15 protein-coding genes are annotated in these 14,557 nt (G+C 41.0%); 10 read left to right on the top strand and 5 right to left on the bottom strand.

Going from position 1 to position 14,557, the window contains the following annotated elements; translation table 11 throughout:
- Positions 1 to 115: 115 nt before the first annotated feature.
- Positions 116 to 328, bottom strand: a complete 213-nt coding sequence (locus ACZ42W_RS13170) for a hypothetical protein (protein ID WP_464165807.1) — start codon at positions 326 to 328, stop codon at positions 116 to 118.
- A gap of 550 nt (positions 329 to 878) precedes the next feature.
- On the opposite strand from ACZ42W_RS13170, the gene ACZ42W_RS13165 reads away from it, so the two are divergent.
- The 8 genes from ACZ42W_RS13165 (at position 879) to ACZ42W_RS13130 (ending at position 8,824) form a co-directional block, all read left to right on the top strand.
- Positions 879 to 1,433, top strand: coding sequence for a TetR/AcrR family transcriptional regulator C-terminal domain-containing protein (locus ACZ42W_RS13165; protein ID WP_464165806.1), 555 nt, complete (start codon positions 879 to 881; stop codon positions 1,431 to 1,433).
- A 389-nt stretch (positions 1,434 to 1,822) separates the two neighbouring features.
- Positions 1,823 to 3,211 (top strand): FAD-binding oxidoreductase, encoded by a 1,389-nt coding sequence (locus ACZ42W_RS13160; protein ID WP_464165805.1) that lies wholly within the window; start codon positions 1,823 to 1,825, stop codon positions 3,209 to 3,211.
- Positions 3,211 to 4,446 (top strand): (Fe-S)-binding protein, encoded by a 1,236-nt coding sequence (locus ACZ42W_RS13155; RefSeq protein ID WP_464165804.1) that lies wholly within the window; start codon positions 3,211 to 3,213, stop codon positions 4,444 to 4,446. The genes ACZ42W_RS13160 and ACZ42W_RS13155 overlap by 1 nt, the downstream gene beginning before the upstream one ends.
- Before the next feature lie 502 nt (positions 4,447 to 4,948).
- Positions 4,949 to 5,791 carry an SDR family oxidoreductase gene (locus ACZ42W_RS13150; RefSeq protein ID WP_464165803.1) on the top strand — a complete coding sequence of 281 codons (843 nt, stop codon included), beginning with the start codon at positions 4,949 to 4,951 and terminating at the stop codon, positions 5,789 to 5,791.
- Between the two features lie 134 nt (positions 5,792 to 5,925).
- The gene (locus tag ACZ42W_RS13145) at positions 5,926 to 6,693 is read left to right on the top strand and encodes a carboxymuconolactone decarboxylase family protein (RefSeq protein WP_464165802.1); all 768 of its coding nucleotides are present in this window, start codon (positions 5,926 to 5,928) and stop codon (positions 6,691 to 6,693) included.
- A gap of 52 nt (positions 6,694 to 6,745) precedes the next feature.
- Complete coding sequence (locus tag ACZ42W_RS13140; RefSeq protein WP_464165801.1) at positions 6,746 to 7,159, top strand: cupin domain-containing protein; 414 nt, start codon at positions 6,746 to 6,748, stop codon at positions 7,157 to 7,159.
- A gap of 35 nt (positions 7,160 to 7,194) precedes the next feature.
- On the top strand, positions 7,195 to 7,413 hold the full coding sequence (locus ACZ42W_RS13135) for a flavodoxin (protein ID WP_464165800.1): 219 nt from the start codon (positions 7,195 to 7,197) through the stop codon (positions 7,411 to 7,413).
- 286 nt (positions 7,414 to 7,699) lie between these two features.
- Positions 7,700 to 8,824 carry an iron-containing alcohol dehydrogenase family protein gene (locus tag ACZ42W_RS13130; RefSeq protein WP_464165799.1) on the top strand — a complete coding sequence of 375 codons (1,125 nt, stop codon included), beginning with the start codon at positions 7,700 to 7,702 and terminating at the stop codon, positions 8,822 to 8,824.
- Between the two features lie 180 nt (positions 8,825 to 9,004).
- On the opposite strand, the gene ACZ42W_RS13125 is transcribed toward ACZ42W_RS13130, so the two are convergent.
- From ACZ42W_RS13125 to ACZ42W_RS13110, 4 genes are all read right to left on the bottom strand, one after another.
- On the bottom strand, positions 9,005 to 10,537 hold the full coding sequence (locus ACZ42W_RS13125; RefSeq protein WP_464165798.1) for a DUF4153 domain-containing protein: 1,533 nt from the start codon (positions 10,535 to 10,537) through the stop codon (positions 9,005 to 9,007).
- Complete coding sequence (locus tag ACZ42W_RS13120) at positions 10,527 to 10,763, bottom strand: helix-turn-helix domain-containing protein (RefSeq protein WP_464165797.1); 237 nt, start codon at positions 10,761 to 10,763, stop codon at positions 10,527 to 10,529. The genes ACZ42W_RS13125 and ACZ42W_RS13120 overlap by 11 nt, the downstream gene beginning before the upstream one ends.
- A gap of 16 nt (positions 10,764 to 10,779) precedes the next feature.
- The gene (locus ACZ42W_RS13115) at positions 10,780 to 11,241 is read right to left on the bottom strand and encodes a DUF2975 domain-containing protein (protein ID WP_464165796.1); all 462 of its coding nucleotides are present in this window, start codon (positions 11,239 to 11,241) and stop codon (positions 10,780 to 10,782) included.
- Positions 11,242 to 11,598: 357 nt separating this feature from the next.
- Positions 11,599 to 12,840, bottom strand: a complete 1,242-nt coding sequence (locus ACZ42W_RS13110) for a PucR family transcriptional regulator (RefSeq protein ID WP_464165795.1) — start codon at positions 12,838 to 12,840, stop codon at positions 11,599 to 11,601.
- A gap of 227 nt (positions 12,841 to 13,067) precedes the next feature.
- On the opposite strand from ACZ42W_RS13110, the gene ACZ42W_RS13105 reads away from it, so the two are divergent.
- Together ACZ42W_RS13105 and ACZ42W_RS13100 are read left to right on the top strand one after the other, a co-directional pair.
- Positions 13,068 to 13,877, top strand: a complete 810-nt coding sequence (locus ACZ42W_RS13105) for a methyltetrahydrofolate cobalamin methyltransferase (RefSeq protein WP_464165794.1) — start codon at positions 13,068 to 13,070, stop codon at positions 13,875 to 13,877.
- Between the two features lie 21 nt (positions 13,878 to 13,898).
- Positions 13,899 to 14,531: a corrinoid protein gene (locus ACZ42W_RS13100; protein WP_464165793.1), complete on the top strand. Its 633-nt coding sequence runs from the start codon at positions 13,899 to 13,901 to the stop codon at positions 14,529 to 14,531.
- The last annotated feature ends 26 nt before the right edge of the window (positions 14,532 to 14,557 follow it).

Genomic DNA, 14,557 nt, shown 5'->3' with positions numbered 1-14,557 from the left:
ACAATTTTCATATAATGTATATTCCATGCACATTCGCAAAGATTTGTGCCTTGAATGGAGGGCCCTGATGATTTTAAATAAGTGTGGAGGGTTTTCGGATTCTATTTCCCTTATTCTATTTATTGAGGGCGAATGAAGAAAAAAACATAATCTCTACGCCAACAGTTATTTGGGCGATACTGGTCATGGCCACAATTTTGAGTTTTTTACTTGTGGAGAATATCAACGCTACTCGCATTGCAATTTCTTTGGCTGTGGTAATCGCTTTCTTTAAGCCCGTTTGATTATCATTTATTTTATGGAACTGAAAAGAGAGATTTTGCCTCATCGTATCATCTTTTCCCTGCTTAGCCGTTTCTTTCGTTTGGACTAATGGATTCGGGTCCGAAAACCAAAAAAGCGGGGGCAGGGTTTTTCAATTATTAATGACCCTGGGCGAAAAATACGGATTTCAGGCACACATTCTACCCCCGGTGATTTTTGAGGATGAAGTGGTATCCAGTACCCTAATCCACGCTTGCCTCAGGCACGAGGACATTAATAAAGCGTATCGTATGCTGGGCTATTACCCGGATGAAGAATATCAGACTAAAAGCTCCCGCTGTTTACGTCTGTCAGGGGGGAGGGATTATTGACACATAAGTCCATTGTTCGCGTTCTGTAGTCTGTACACATGATTCTATACTTAACAATGTGTTTATGCTAAAATAAACTAGAATTGTAGTGTGTATATTCGCAAAAATTAAAGTCGCTAATACTAGGATGGTTCCAAACACCATTATAAGCTGTTTTCTGGCGAAGTAACTATACCAAAGATATTCGGTAATGGGTCAATTTTATAATATTATCCTGCCCAGGCAAGAGAGAAAGGTGTTAAAATGCAATTAAAGATGCATGTAGATGCTAAACGGGTTCTGGCAGATTCTATTATTGATCTGGCTAAAAAAAGATCTTTAGACAAAATAACCATCCAAAGCATTGTCGATAATTGTCAGGCTGTAAGAAGAACCTTTTATAACCATTTTACCGATAAATACGATTTGATCAATTGGATATTTAAAACAAGTTTTAACGATATCGTGGAACAGTATGCCGATATTGAGCCTGTGGATAAGGTTATAGGCCGCATTTTAAGTTTTATGAAAGATAACGAAGTTTTTTATTCCAATGCGCTATGCATAGAAGGGCAAAACTGTTTTCTGGATTTTTTTTCCGAATGCGCCTATAATTTTTATGCGGGTTTAATAGAAAGACGTTTTGGCAAGGATGCACTTTCCAATGATGTAGTCTTCATCATTAAGTACAACTGTTATGGTCAAGTTAACATAGCATGGGAATGGCTCAGTAAGAAAATGGTTGATTCTCCGGAATCTATTGCCCAAAAAATGGTCAGCAATATGTCTCAGGATTTAAAAAAATTATTAAATGTCTGAACAAAATTACTAAATTATTTTTTTTAACGCAAATAGTATATATATTTAGAAAAATATAAATCATTCAAAAGATAAATATAAATTACCAATTTTATACATTATAAACCGTCTTAGGAAATTTTCTTAAGACGGTTTATTTTGTTTTGAGATTATTCACAATTTTCACTCCATGTATACTTCATGCGCATTCGCAAAGATTTGTACCTTGAAGGAGGGTCCCTAATGATTTTAAATAAGAATAGAAGGACAATGAGGAGGAGATGACAACATTGGATATCAACCGAGGCCATCCGCCATAACGCAAACGTGCTAAATCTTTATATGATTTTATTTTTACAAAATATGTCTTTACAGCTTAATTTTATGACCCAGAAGGAGGAAATAACTTCATGAATATTAAAGAAATAAAGCCTTTGCTCGAACAAATCGTCGGTGCTAAAAATGTTTCGGATGATCCGATTTCCCTGGTTGTTTACTCCCGGGATTACAGTTCCTTGCCACCACAGAAGGCACAAATCATAGTCCTTCCTGGTTGTACGGAAGAAGTTGCCGAGATTATGCGTCTCGCAAATAGAACGGATACGCCCATTAACGTCCGCGGCGGCGCCACAACGGCGGCTCTGTGTACTTCAAAAGAAGGCATCATTCTTGACCTGAATAGAATGAACAAAATTATAAAGATCGATGAAGATGCTTGTTTATATCTGACAGCTCAGGGTGGAGCTTCGGTTTATCAGATCAGCAAAGAGCTGGATAAGAGAGGATTTATTCTCTCCGGCCGTCCGATGTTCGGTCCTGTCGCCTCCATCGGCGCCTGGGTCAACACTGTCGGAATCGGTGGCAACTGCGCCCGTTACGGATACTTCTCCGAGAACGTAACAGGTATCGAAGTCGTCCTGCCTACCGGCGAAATCGTCAGGACCGGCGTCAACGGCCTGCAAAACTGCGAACCCTATTGCAGATACACCCACACGAGCGACCTGACTGGTATTTTCGTCGGCTCGCGTGGTTCAATGGGCGTAGTGACTGAAGTGAGCTGCCGTATACACCCCAAGCCTGAGAGTTTTGGCTTCATCACGCTTGCCTACAATCACGATAATTTTGATGGCCTGCTTAAAGCCGTAAACCTCATCTTCCGTGCCGACATCCCGGATACCATCGACATCAACGATGACGGTGTGGGTAAAATCATCGGCCTTGATCTTCCTCTTCCGCATATGATCTCCATGACAATTTCCGGTCATCCGGATGAAGTCTCCAGAAAAGTAAAGCTCTGTCAGAAAATCGGTGTTGAAACCGGCGGACTTGACCTAGGTCCGGATGTGGCATCCTTGATTTACTACGGAGGAGCGCTGACCGCTTATATTTACAAGAAGGAAGGCTATGGCCATCTAGTCTTTATCGACTCTTACTGGCATTCATTGGAGGTATATCCATTTCTTTATAAGTCTTTCAAGGAAATCTTGGCTAAGCATGGCCTACACGAGAACTGCATCTTTGGTTGGTTTATGAAGGGTGTCGGTTGCTCCTTCCCGGTCGTTGCCTATAGAGAGCCTGACCAGCGGGATGCAATGAACGCAGCTTGGACAGAAATCTGCGAAGCGTGGTTCTCTGTGCCGAATTCTGCTCCGGGCATGTCGGTTACGAGCACGACGAAGTGGAACCTCGATCCGCTCAAGCCGACGCATCATGCGCTCCTGAGGAGCATCAAGGATACTATCGATCCGAATAATATCATGAATCCGAAAGTTATTCCGTATACAAGGAGGAATAAATAATGTCATTCGAAAATCTTAATAAAATTAAAGGCGAAATTTACGGATGCAGCATCTGCGGCCAGTGTGTCCAGGGACCTGTCGATCCCTTCCGTCCTAATGTCGTTTTCCATGACTACATGCCCAACAGGACCTGCCCTATGAGAGAAAAAGACCGTTTCTTGAGCTACAGCGGTGCTGGCATGAATACGATTGCCAGAGGTGTGATCGAGGGCGATCTCGAGATTAGTGACGAGCTCGTCAACGCTATTTACGCGTGCGTGCTTTGTGGCCACTGCGAAACGAGCTGCGGCGAAGTGTTTAATTTTCTCCGGACGGTGATCGGCAAGGACATCGGCCACGGTGTCAAGGTGCCTGATGTCGTCAGAGCGTTCAGAGCTGACCTTGTCAAAGCCGGCGTCGGCCCCACCGACAACTTCAAGAAAGTTGCGGCAGCCATAGAAAAAGGCCATAACCGCTTTGCTAGACTCCAGTCTGATAGAACGGCATGGGTTCCAGAGGGTATGCAGATTCCGAGTAAAGGAAAGCTTCTCTTCTATGTCGGTTGTATGGCTTCGTATAGAAATAAAGAAAACGCACAGAGCTTTGCTAAAATTTTAAATGAAGCCGGAGTTGAATTTGCAATTCTAGGTGAAGAAGAATGGTGCTGCGGCGGACCGCAATTGCTTAACGCTGGATTGGTCAAGCAATTTGAAGATCAAGTAAAGCATAATGTTGAGGCCATAAGAGCCTCTGGTGCTACAGAAGTTGTTACAACTTGCGCTGACTGTTACAAAACCCTTAAATTGGATTATCCCAAGGTTGTCGGAGATTTGGGCTTCACCGTATTGCATAGCTCAGAGCTTCTGGCGAGACTGCTCGAAGAAAAGAAGATTACGTTATCCAAGGAATACCTGGAAACAGTTACCTTCCAGGATCCATGTCAGCTGTCAAGAACCGCTAAAATCACTGAACAGCCAAGAACTGTTATCGGGAGTATCCCTGGCATAAATCTGGTTGAGATGGAAGGAAATAAAGATTACACCGTATGCTGCGGGCACTATCCACAAGAATTACCCGAAACTACATTACTAGCAGGTACGGAAAGGGTAAAAGAGGCTCAAACGACTGGAGCAACAACACTTGTCACTGCGTGTTCGTTCTGCAAATGGAGCTTCAAAAATGCAGCTAAGAAAATTGGCGCAGATATCAAGGTCCTAGATATCACTGAACTCGTCGCTGAGTCAATGGGATTATAACGAGAGGCAAACAGTATAGTAAAAAGCTAGGCCAAATGAAATAGCTGAATTCTGTGCTCGATGGCTGGATTTATTACAACACTGAGCCAACGAGCGAAAGTACTGTGACCATGACTGTTATACCAGGGATCGATTCTGGCGGAAGATGCGGCAGATGTAGCAAAGAAGATTTTACCTTTATGGACGGGACAGAGATGGAATGTGGCGGTGAATAAAATAATCATTAAGGCGGCTGATTTGGAGTGAAAACTTTAAGTCAGCCGTTTTTTATTGTTATAAAGGTAACCTTTGTCTATGAGTGCATTATGGAAGGCTGGAAAACATTTTCTGAATGTTGGTAGATAAAGTGGAAAAAAATAAAAAATATATCTTGACTTAGAGTTGACTCCAAGTGCTAAGCTGACATCAATTGGACAATAATTTAGTTGTTAAATTAAAATCGAAATTATTCTATCCATGATAGTAGCAAATTAATTAATTCAAAGTAAAGGAGATAGTTATCATGAAAAGACGTACTTGGTTTATAACAGGAATTAGCAGTGGTTTTGGACATGAGTTAACGAAACAACTTCTCGAAAAAGGAGATGTGGTTATCGGCACCGTTCGTAGTAAACAAAAGGTTGCAGATTTTATTGATAAGCATCCAGACACATTCAAGTGTGAAATCTTGGATGTAACAGATGTTCCTAGCATCCATAAACTTGTTGACAGTTCTTTCGAAAAATTTGGACGTATTGACGTCTTCGTGAGCAACGCAGGCTATGGTCTATTCGGAGCTGCTGAAGAACTTTCTGACACAGAGGTTAATAATATTATAGCTACTAATCTGACCGGTTCAATTCAGCTCATTAGGTCAGCATTGCCTCATCTGCGCGCGCAGGGAGGTGGCCGTATCATTCAGATTTCTTCCTACGGCGGTCAGGTTGCTTTCCCTGGAAATTCTATGTATCACGCTACAAAATTTGGAATCGAGGGATTTTGTGAGGCAGTTGCTCAGGAAGTTAAGCCTTTCAATATTGGGGTGACACTTGTTGAGCCTGGTGGAGCTCGTACAGAGTTCCGCTATGGTAGTGCAAAGATTGCCAACCTCATGCCTGAATATGATGGCAATCCTGCACATAGTTTCCTGAAAATGCTTGATGCTTCTAATGGACTTGCACCTGGAGATCCTGTTCGAATGGCTGCACGTATCATCGAGAGTGTTGAAAAGGAAAATGCGCCAATGCGTATGATGCTTGGTTCACAGGCACTTGCAAGTACGATTTCAACCCTAAAGGCACGCATTGCTGATTACGAAACACAGACAGAGTTAGCAGCTTCTACCGACTTTCCGGGAGGAGAGTAATGGATGGATTAGGCTGTGGCCTTTAGAAAATGGATAAGAAAAAAATGAAAACATTGCCTTGACTTGGAGTGAACTCCAGATGTTAAGCTAACATCAGATAGATAATAATACAGCAGTTAAGAAGGGAGCAATTTATGGCAATTACGGAATTCTCTAAAAAATATCATGAAAAAATGTTTCCGGGATATGAATCTAAACTTTTAGAAACAGATCCGGAATTTATTGAACGCTTTGACAACTTTGCTTTTGACGAAGTAGTAAATTGTGATGACCTAGATGACCGCACACGTATGATTTCAATACTGGCGACACTCGTTGGTGCACAATGCGTGAATGAATACAAGGCGATGATGAAGGCAGCAATGAACTTCGGAGTCACTCCTGTTGAGATAAAAGAGGTGGTATATCAAGCAGTCGCTTACCTTGGAATAGGAAGGATATTTGATTTTTTACATGCTACCAATGATGTACTGATAGAGAGTGGAATTACGCTGCCACTGGAAGGACAGGCAGCCACAACAACTGAAAACCGTCTGGAGATGGGAATTCAGGCACAGGTGGATATTTTCGGGCCACAGATGGAAGGGTTTCACAAATCAGGACCGGAGGAATCACGCCATATCAATTATTGGCTGGCAGCTAACTGCTTCGGTGATTATTACACCCGTACAGGTCTTGACTACAAAATGCGTGAGATGATTACCTTTTGCTTTCTGTCTGCACAGGGCGGCTGCGAACCGCAGCTTACAAGTCACGCAGCAGCTAATATGAGGATAGGCAATGACAAGCAATTTCTGATTAAAATCATATCCCAGTGCTTGCCGTATATTGGATATCCAAGGAGCCTGAATGCTCTTCGATGTGTCAATGAAGCGTCAGTCGTGATAGAGGAAAGCAAGTAAAAAACTTGAATGAGCAAAGTCAAAAAAAACATAAACGATTGGAGGCAAACACATGAATGAAACAAAGGATTTAAGTAAAGGCGTTATTTTTCACATCGGTGATAAACTCCCGGAAATGTTCAGCAAGTATTTTATCGGTCAGGCGTACCTGAATATGTTAACAACCACTGGAGTTCCCATTGGAAACGTGACTTTTGAACCAGGATGCCGCAATAACTGGCATATCCATCATAAGGGTGGACAGATTCTCTTAGTAACAGGCGGCAGAGGATATTATCAGGAATGGGGAAAAGAAGCAATAGTACTGCAGCCGGGCGATGTGGTAAACATCCCGCCTGAAGTAAAACACTGGCATGGTGCAGCCAGCGACAGCTGGTTTTCACATCTGGCTGTGGAAGTACCGGCAGAAGGTGGCTGCAATGAATGGTTAGAGGCCGTAACAGATGACGTATATGAAAAATTGTAATTATCATTCTTGGCACACCGGTATGGTGGTATACCATGGCACCAGCAGTCTTTACATTTTTATCAGAAATAGATTTACGCGGTAAAAAAATCATTCCTTTTGCCTCAAATGCCGGATGGCTTGGACATACCTTTCAGGATATCAAAAAATTGTGTCCTGATTCGGAGGTTGTAAGTGGGATGAACATCGAATTCTCAGAAGACGCTTTGAAAACATCAGTAAAAGCAATAGAACGCTGGATAGAAGCTATATAGGGAGGTGAACAAATGGAATACTCATGTTTTTTATAAGGTTGAGCGAAAAGAAGGTTTAGGAGTGCCCTGTAGTAGGGCATTCCTAAGCCTTCTTTTTGTGCGATTAAAGGATATTCGTTCTGCTGCAACTGCGGCTCGAAGTTTAAATCGAGGCATGTGGAGCACTGTGTAATGGATGAAGCACGGCACAAAGACCCTTGAAGGTCGCATCGCTAGGGGTTAGAATAGAGATTATTGATTAATAGTAAGAACAACCGAAAATTTCGAAAGTCAATCAGGAGGAAACATGAACACTAACTTCTATATGCCTACTCGAGTCATTATGGGTAGTGACTGTATTACCCAAAACAGCAATGTGTTTAAAACTCTTGGAAATAAGGCCTTGATTGTAACGGGTGCACAATCTGCGAAAAAGAACGGTTCTGAAAAAGATGTTATAACGGCTTTGGATTCAGTCGGCATCCGTTATTTAGTGTTTGATAAGGTTATGAGCAATCCGACAATCTCCTGTGCTTATGAAGGAGCTTCACTGGCAAAAGAGAATAATGTGGATTTTATTATCGCCATCGGCGGGGGTTCACCTATGGATGCGGGTAAAGCCATTGCCTTATTAGCCTCACAGGATATTAACGAGCAGAACTTGTTCTCAGGAAATTATGAAGATAAAATATTGCCTATGGCCTTAGTTCCAACGACCGCTGGGACTGGATCAGAAGTAACACAGTATTCTATCTTAACCAATGATAGGGCACAGACAAAAACAAGCATTAGCTCAAATTTATTGTTTCCAACCGTTGCTTTTTTGGATGCAAAGTATATGCAGCATCTTTCGGTAGAAACGACAATTCATACTGCAATTGATGCCTTATCCCATGCCGTTGAAGGAATGTTGTCTATAAGAGCATCGACGATATCAGATGGTTTAGCCTCTGAAAGTATCCGAATGATCATGGACTGTATATCCGATATGTTGGACGCCTTGAAAACTAAGTCCAAAGTCATACTTGACTTGAAGAAAAGGGAGGAATTGTTACAGGCCTCTCTTTTGGCAGGCATAGTCATTGCCCAAACCGGAACGACGATCGTACACTCGATGGGATATTCTTTGACTTATTTTAAGGACGTTGATCACGGCAGAGCGAATGGACTACTTTTAACAGAGTACTTAAAACTCGTCGATAAAGAACGGCCGGATTTGGTTCGAAGAATTTTGAAGGCGATGGATCTTTCCGAGATCAAGCAATTTGAAGAACTAATGAACCAACTTCTCGGCCAAAGAGAAGATCTCACCGCTGAAGAAATCAGTCAATATAGTAAAATAGCCCTGACCGCAAAGAATAGACTCAACAGTGCTGTCGTACCCAGCGAAGAGGATATAATAGAAATGTTTGCAAAGTCCTTAATACAATAGCTTTCAAGGAATAGACAACTGATAGTAAGTATTTGTAATACACGATATAAAATCACAAGCTCCAGCATCTTTGCTGGAGCTTCTCGTCGTTAGTGCTATAGTGCTTCCTTGATGACTTTCTTGTAATACTAAAGAAAAAGCACTCGTTTGCCTTTTTGCATTCGAGTGCTTCTACATTTACTAACGTTCAGGATTCAAGTCTTGGGTTAAACTTTTCTTGGCGTTGTACTTGGAGATGTTGAAGGACTGCCAGGGTCTAACGTTTGATAAGAAGTCTTTTTTAGACTTCAGTCCGTTTTCTAGATTGCTTTCCAATGTTGAATCGGTCGTACTGTTCATAAAGTCAACTAGCTGTGGTACAGCATCATAAGAGAGAGTGGTTAAATAGGAAATATCGATGGAGGCCCCTTGGTTAAATCGTTCTATATTATTCTTTACGATTATTTTATCGATGTTTATATAGTTCATTAGCGTATAGGCAACAATCGATACTATAAGGAACGATTTGAGTAAGGGTACTGATTGGCGCCACACTTTGGCTAAGGATAGAGAAAACAACACAGACAGGTATCCCATAAAAGCATGAGTTAAGATTCTCAGATAGGTAAAACCGTAGGCTTCCTCGTACAAGGACATTCTGAGGTGAGCAGATAACAGCATGATGAAGGTACTAACCACCAGAGTGGTGTTTAAAATCTTTACAACCTTATCAATTTTTCTCCCGGAAGCTTTAACAAAGTTAAGGTTGCCGAGGAGAATAACCAGATTAATGAGAGTCACAGCAACCAATTCGAAGAAGCCTTTTCTTGCATATTGTGCGTACGTAAAATTAGCAGGCAGGCCGTCAGTGAGGCTTCCGAAAAGGTAGGAAAACTGAATTGCGATAAAAACGATATATAGTGCGTCAATCAATACCAATAGGGTTGTAACCGTTATAGGATCGAGAAACGTTCCAGGAGAGAGAGTTTTTAAGTCAAACATTTTATTGTTCGACTCGGTCTTAGGAGTGAATAAGCTCGATACATAACTAAACAAGAGACAAGTGATTACCAAAATAATAAGTAATTGGGCAATAAATCGATCGGCGCTGATGTCTCTAAATAGATTCGGAATTTGTTCAATATAATAACGAAATATATCATCTGCAGAAGCTAAGAGGGGAACGATTACGATTAACAAAGGGATGGTAACGATCAAACCCACCAGGATTTTCCCGACCACTGAATATTTACTTAAGTTAGCGCTACTTTTCGCCTTCTTTGTGATCATAGAAAAAGGCTTCAGGCAATTTCTGAGAGGGCGGGAGAAGGTTCCATGAAGTAAATCTACTAAAAACAGCGATTCAAACCACTTGTGCCGATTATTAGAGGTTAGAAGGAGTGTGTGGGCTACGAATAGTATGGGAATCATGAAGAAATTGAGGACGGCAAAGATTGGATTGGAAAAGAAGAAATAGGTCAAGGAAAGCGCCGTTATAGATATCCCCAACAGCAAGGTGATATCCAGTTTTAGTTTTGGCTTCTTATTTATATTCCAGAACAGAAAAGAATACAGAGCTGTTATGAATAGGGGATAGGACAAACCCAGGGGTTTTTCAAAGAATAAAAAATTGAACAAGAGACCAAGGGCGAGTGACCCTAGTAAAAGATAGAGATTCTTTTTATTCGCAAGACCTTCCTCCTGGCTCTCTAACTCTCGAATACTAATTGACATCCCTGTCACCTCCTAGGATTACGTCTCGTTGGTACTCTAGAATATCCCCTGGCTGGCAGTCCAACGCATTGCAAATAGCCTCTAGGGTAGAAAAACGAATAGCCTTCGCTTTATTGTTTTTTAATATAGAAAGGTTTGCCAGGGTAATATCAACCTTTGCTGCTAATTCTGACAAACCTATTTTCCTCTTTGCCATCATTACGTCTAAGTTTACGACAATTGCCATCTCCAGCATCCTTTCTTTATATAGTTAGGTCGTTTTCTTCTTTAACCTCTATGGCCTGACGGAATACTTCAGCCAAAACAACGGAAAAAAGACCTGCAATAATAAACACCATGGTAATAATTGCAGTTAGAACAGAGTTGTAGAAAAAAATCTTTACAAGGTATGCGGCCGCAATGATGAAGCATGCCACTCCAACTCGGTTTAGACTTTTTACATTATCCAGCATAAAAGGGTTTCTTCGATTCAGGGTTTTAAAGATCTTTCGAATCTCATTCACTAATACAAGGCATACGACTCCTGTTATGTATAGGAATCCAAGTAAAAAATTATAGTTTTCGCTGCTGGTTAGAGATAGAGCATTCATGTACCATCTTATTACATAAGGTAAGGTGATCAAGATTCCAAGCCCGCCTAGGAACACTAAATCCAGAAGCCGTTTAACGAGACTAGATAAGCCCTTTTCGCCTAAGATGTCCATAGTTATTTCAAGTCCTCCTTTATAATCCTTTCGAACCTAGTATAAGGTTTTAAAGAACTAATTTCAATAAATATTTATCGAAATACAATAAATATTTATTGCTTATCCAATATAGAGAGATAAGGTAGAGGAGTTTAACTCATAACAAAGCGAGTGCAAAATCTCTAGCAGATTTGCACTCGTCTGTAAGCTTATGGACACCATATAACCGGATGACAAAAGACCAAATGCAACCTTTTCCCCAACAGAGCATGGTCATTTTAAAGATGAAGCATATATTAAGTCAATAAGATTTTAACCTCTATCCATTTTGGATAGAGGTCTTCGAATTTACATGGTTATCAAGGTTTCATCGTATCAGGGCAAAGCAATTTTCAAAAGCTCTAGAATTTTATAAGACAGATACAGTTGGAATAATACATCCCCGTCATTTAAATCAATATTTAAATGACTTTCTATCTTTTCAATCCTGTGAAACATGGTGTTACGATGGATATTCAAAATGGTAGCCGAATCTTTAATGTTTTTAAAATTACAGAGATACGTGTATAAGGTACGGACATACTCCGTGCCGTTTTTCTTATCGTATTCAATGAGTCTAATCAAGGAACGGTGAATAAACTTTTCATAATTTACGGAATGGGAATAGTTATTTATTAAATCGTAAATCAGATAATTTTCATATTTAAATATATGTTGTTCCTTATTTAAGAGATTTCCTAACTTTATCGCCTCAATCGACTCAAGGTAATATTCCTTTATTTCCTTTAATTTCGAAAAGGGGCGACTGATTCCTGCCTGTAGGTTATTTGTTTTTATGAACTTTTTCAAAGCCTTTGACTCTATTTCCAGAAAATGCATTTCGTTTTCATAACTGACTAGTATTACAACGTTGTGATTATAGATTACGGGTTTAGAGTTTGATAATATCTTTTCAATTTCATCCCTTATATAGGGAAGGGTTGATTTTGATGCATCAAAATTCTGTACATCAAGGTTTATTACGAGCAGGTTGCTTTTAAACTTTAAGCCTAATACCTTCATGCGTTCATTGATTAATCTTTCGTCTTCAAACTTGCCGTCGAGCAAATCGTGCAGAAAGCTTTGATGCATGAGTTCCTGAGAGAAATGAATATATTTAGTTTTTTGCAACTCTATGGAAAAGGCATCGCAAAGCAGGGAGAGCAATTCCTCATCGCTTTTATTAAAATCCCGGTTATGGGCGCAAATTACCAAAACTACCTCATTGTTATAGTTAATACGGATCTTTCCGATAAGTCTGCGGTATTTGCAGTATGGATCGGACCAGTAAAAAGGGACTTCATTTCTTGCTATCTCGTTATATAGACTATTCTTCAAATAATACGAGTAGGTCTGAAAGATGAAATAATTATTCATCTTAAGCTCGTTCCAGACAGGGTCATCGGTTACCTTGGTTTCACCGGTTGAAGCAAGAAGCTTTCCGCTTAAGTCCGTTATCGTAAATGGGTTGCCCAGCATTTCATACCCTAGATTGACAAGGGCTTGCAGGCCTGACTCTTTGCTGAGCATTTTGACTAACTTCAAGGAAAAGTGGGAAAGAAGCGAATTATCTTCCATATAAACCTCCTTGTCCAAGGCAGAGTGCACCATGTACTGTTCAAAGTATAAAGATTGTGAAATTGCACAAAGGCGAAAACTCTAAAAAGTCGAAATATTTAATATAATGGCATATAAACTCATCACAGTAAAGGGGGCAAATAATTTTATACTTCCTATTTTATACCTAAAAAGCCTTAGTTCCTAGCATGAAAATGTTTAAAATAATAAAGGGAGGTAGTCTCATCATGATCATTATTGGTGAAAAAATCAATGGTGCAATTCCTTCTGTAGCAAAGGCTATCGCTGATAAGGATGCAGACTTTATTCGCAATCTGGCTAAGGCTCAGACAGAGGCAGGAGCTGTATTCATTGACGTGTGTGCGTCGGTTGAAAACAGCATTGAACTCGAAACCCTCAAGTGGCTTATCGACTTGGTACAGGAGGTTACAGATACGCCCATTGCTATAGATAGCCCTAATGTTCATATCTGTGCAGAAGCCATTAAGTTCTGCAACAAGCCGGGTCTTATCAATTCTGTCTCCATGGAAGGGGACAAGGTTGACGTCATATTCCCGATAATTGCTGATACGAAATGGGAATGCGTTGCCCTCCTCAACGACGACACAGGGATTCCTCAAGACGCAGAAAAACGTTTGCAAGTATTTGCTGCCCTTATGAAAAAAGCACAGGAATATAACATTGCTCCGTCCCGCTTGCACATTGACCCCCTGGTACAAATGCTGTGCACCTCGGAAGACGGAATCAATAGTATTACTGAAGTCATCAGGGAAATCAAAGCACAGTACCCAAAGATCCATGTAACAGGAGGGGCCAGCAATATTTCCTTTAACCTTCCTGCCAGAAAACTCGTTAATCAGGCTTTCCTTGTCCTAGCGATGAACGCTGGAATGGACAGTGCGATCATCAACCCGTTAAACAGAGATTTGATGGGTATGATCTATGCCACTGAAGCACTCTTAGGTGAGGATGAATACTGCATGGAATACATCGGAGCTTACAGGGAAGATAAATTTGGTCAAAAAATAACGAAATAGGAAATTATGGGAGGAATTGAAATGTCAAAGATCGATGAAGTAAAAGCTAAGGTAGAAGCAGGAAAAGCTAAACTCGTTCCAGGTTTGGTGCAGGAAGCCCTGGATGAAGGAAGTGCAGCTGCAGACATTCTCCAGGCTATGGTTGACTCGATGGGCGTCGTTGGTGACAAATTCTCCACAGGAGAACTTTTCGTACCTGAAATGCTGATGGCTGCTAAAGCAATGTCAAAAGGTGTGGATGTACTTAAACCGTTTCTTGCAGGTAATAGCACCTCTTCTTTGGGTACCTGCATCATCGGTACCGTCGAAGGCGATCTTCATGACATCGGTAAAAATCTCGTTTCCATGATGATCGAAAGTGCTGGATTTAAAATGGTCGACCTTGGCGTTGACGTTTCAGCCGAAAAATTTGTTAATGCTGTTAAAGACAATGAGAATGTAACCTTAGTGGCATGCTCAGGCCTTCTTACTTCAACCATGCCGGCAATGAAGGGAACCGTTCAAGCGCTCAAAGATAGTGGATTGACAGGTTTTAAGGTCATCGTCGGCGGCGCACCTGTAACCCAACAGATGGCCGATGACATCGCAGCGGATGGGTTTGCCCCTGATGCAGGTGGTGCCGTTGTAAAAGCTAAAGAATTAGTTAACGCTTAATGCAAGGGATAGAAGCAAAGTATAAC

The organism is Desulfitobacterium elongatum (genome assembly GCF_055378975.1).
Note: the sequence above shows the minus strand (reverse complement) of the source record. Positions and strands in the feature narration are given on the sequence as shown.

What these genes read in the sequence shown, in the direction of transcription:
- ACZ42W_RS13140 (WP_464165801.1), top strand. Translation starts at nt 6,746, where the DNA reads ATGAATGAAACAAAGGATTTAAGTAAAGGCGTTATTTTTCACATCGGT.
- ACZ42W_RS13135 (WP_464165800.1), top strand. Translation starts at nt 7,195, where the DNA reads ATGGCACCAGCAGTCTTTACATTTTTATCAGAAATAGATTTACGCGGT.
- ACZ42W_RS13145 (WP_464165802.1), top strand. Translation starts at nt 5,926, where the DNA reads ATGGCAATTACGGAATTCTCTAAAAAATATCATGAAAAAATGTTTCCG.
- ACZ42W_RS13155 (WP_464165804.1), top strand. Translation starts at nt 3,211, where the DNA reads ATGTCATTCGAAAATCTTAATAAAATTAAAGGCGAAATTTACGGATGC.
- ACZ42W_RS13150 (WP_464165803.1), top strand. Translation starts at nt 4,949, where the DNA reads ATGAAAAGACGTACTTGGTTTATAACAGGAATTAGCAGTGGTTTTGGA.
- ACZ42W_RS13125 (WP_464165798.1), bottom strand. Translation starts at nt 10,537, where the DNA reads ATGTCAATTAGTATTCGAGAGTTAGAGAGCCAGGAGGAAGGTCTTGCG.
- ACZ42W_RS13165 (WP_464165806.1), top strand. Translation starts at nt 879, where the DNA reads ATGCAATTAAAGATGCATGTAGATGCTAAACGGGTTCTGGCAGATTCT.
- ACZ42W_RS13130 (WP_464165799.1), top strand. Translation starts at nt 7,700, where the DNA reads ATGAACACTAACTTCTATATGCCTACTCGAGTCATTATGGGTAGTGAC.
- ACZ42W_RS13100 (WP_464165793.1), top strand. Translation starts at nt 13,899, where the DNA reads ATGTCAAAGATCGATGAAGTAAAAGCTAAGGTAGAAGCAGGAAAAGCT.
- ACZ42W_RS13110 (WP_464165795.1), bottom strand. Translation starts at nt 12,840, where the DNA reads ATGGAAGATAATTCGCTTCTTTCCCACTTTTCCTTGAAGTTAGTCAAA.
- ACZ42W_RS13115 (WP_464165796.1), bottom strand. Translation starts at nt 11,241, where the DNA reads ATGGACATCTTAGGCGAAAAGGGCTTATCTAGTCTCGTTAAACGGCTT.
- ACZ42W_RS13120 (WP_464165797.1), bottom strand. Translation starts at nt 10,763, where the DNA reads ATGGCAATTGTCGTAAACTTAGACGTAATGATGGCAAAGAGGAAAATA.
- ACZ42W_RS13105 (WP_464165794.1), top strand. Translation starts at nt 13,068, where the DNA reads ATGATCATTATTGGTGAAAAAATCAATGGTGCAATTCCTTCTGTAGCA.
- ACZ42W_RS13170 (WP_464165807.1), bottom strand. Translation starts at nt 328, where the DNA reads ATGAGGCAAAATCTCTCTTTTCAGTTCCATAAAATAAATGATAATCAA.
- ACZ42W_RS13160 (WP_464165805.1), top strand. Translation starts at nt 1,823, where the DNA reads ATGAATATTAAAGAAATAAAGCCTTTGCTCGAACAAATCGTCGGTGCT.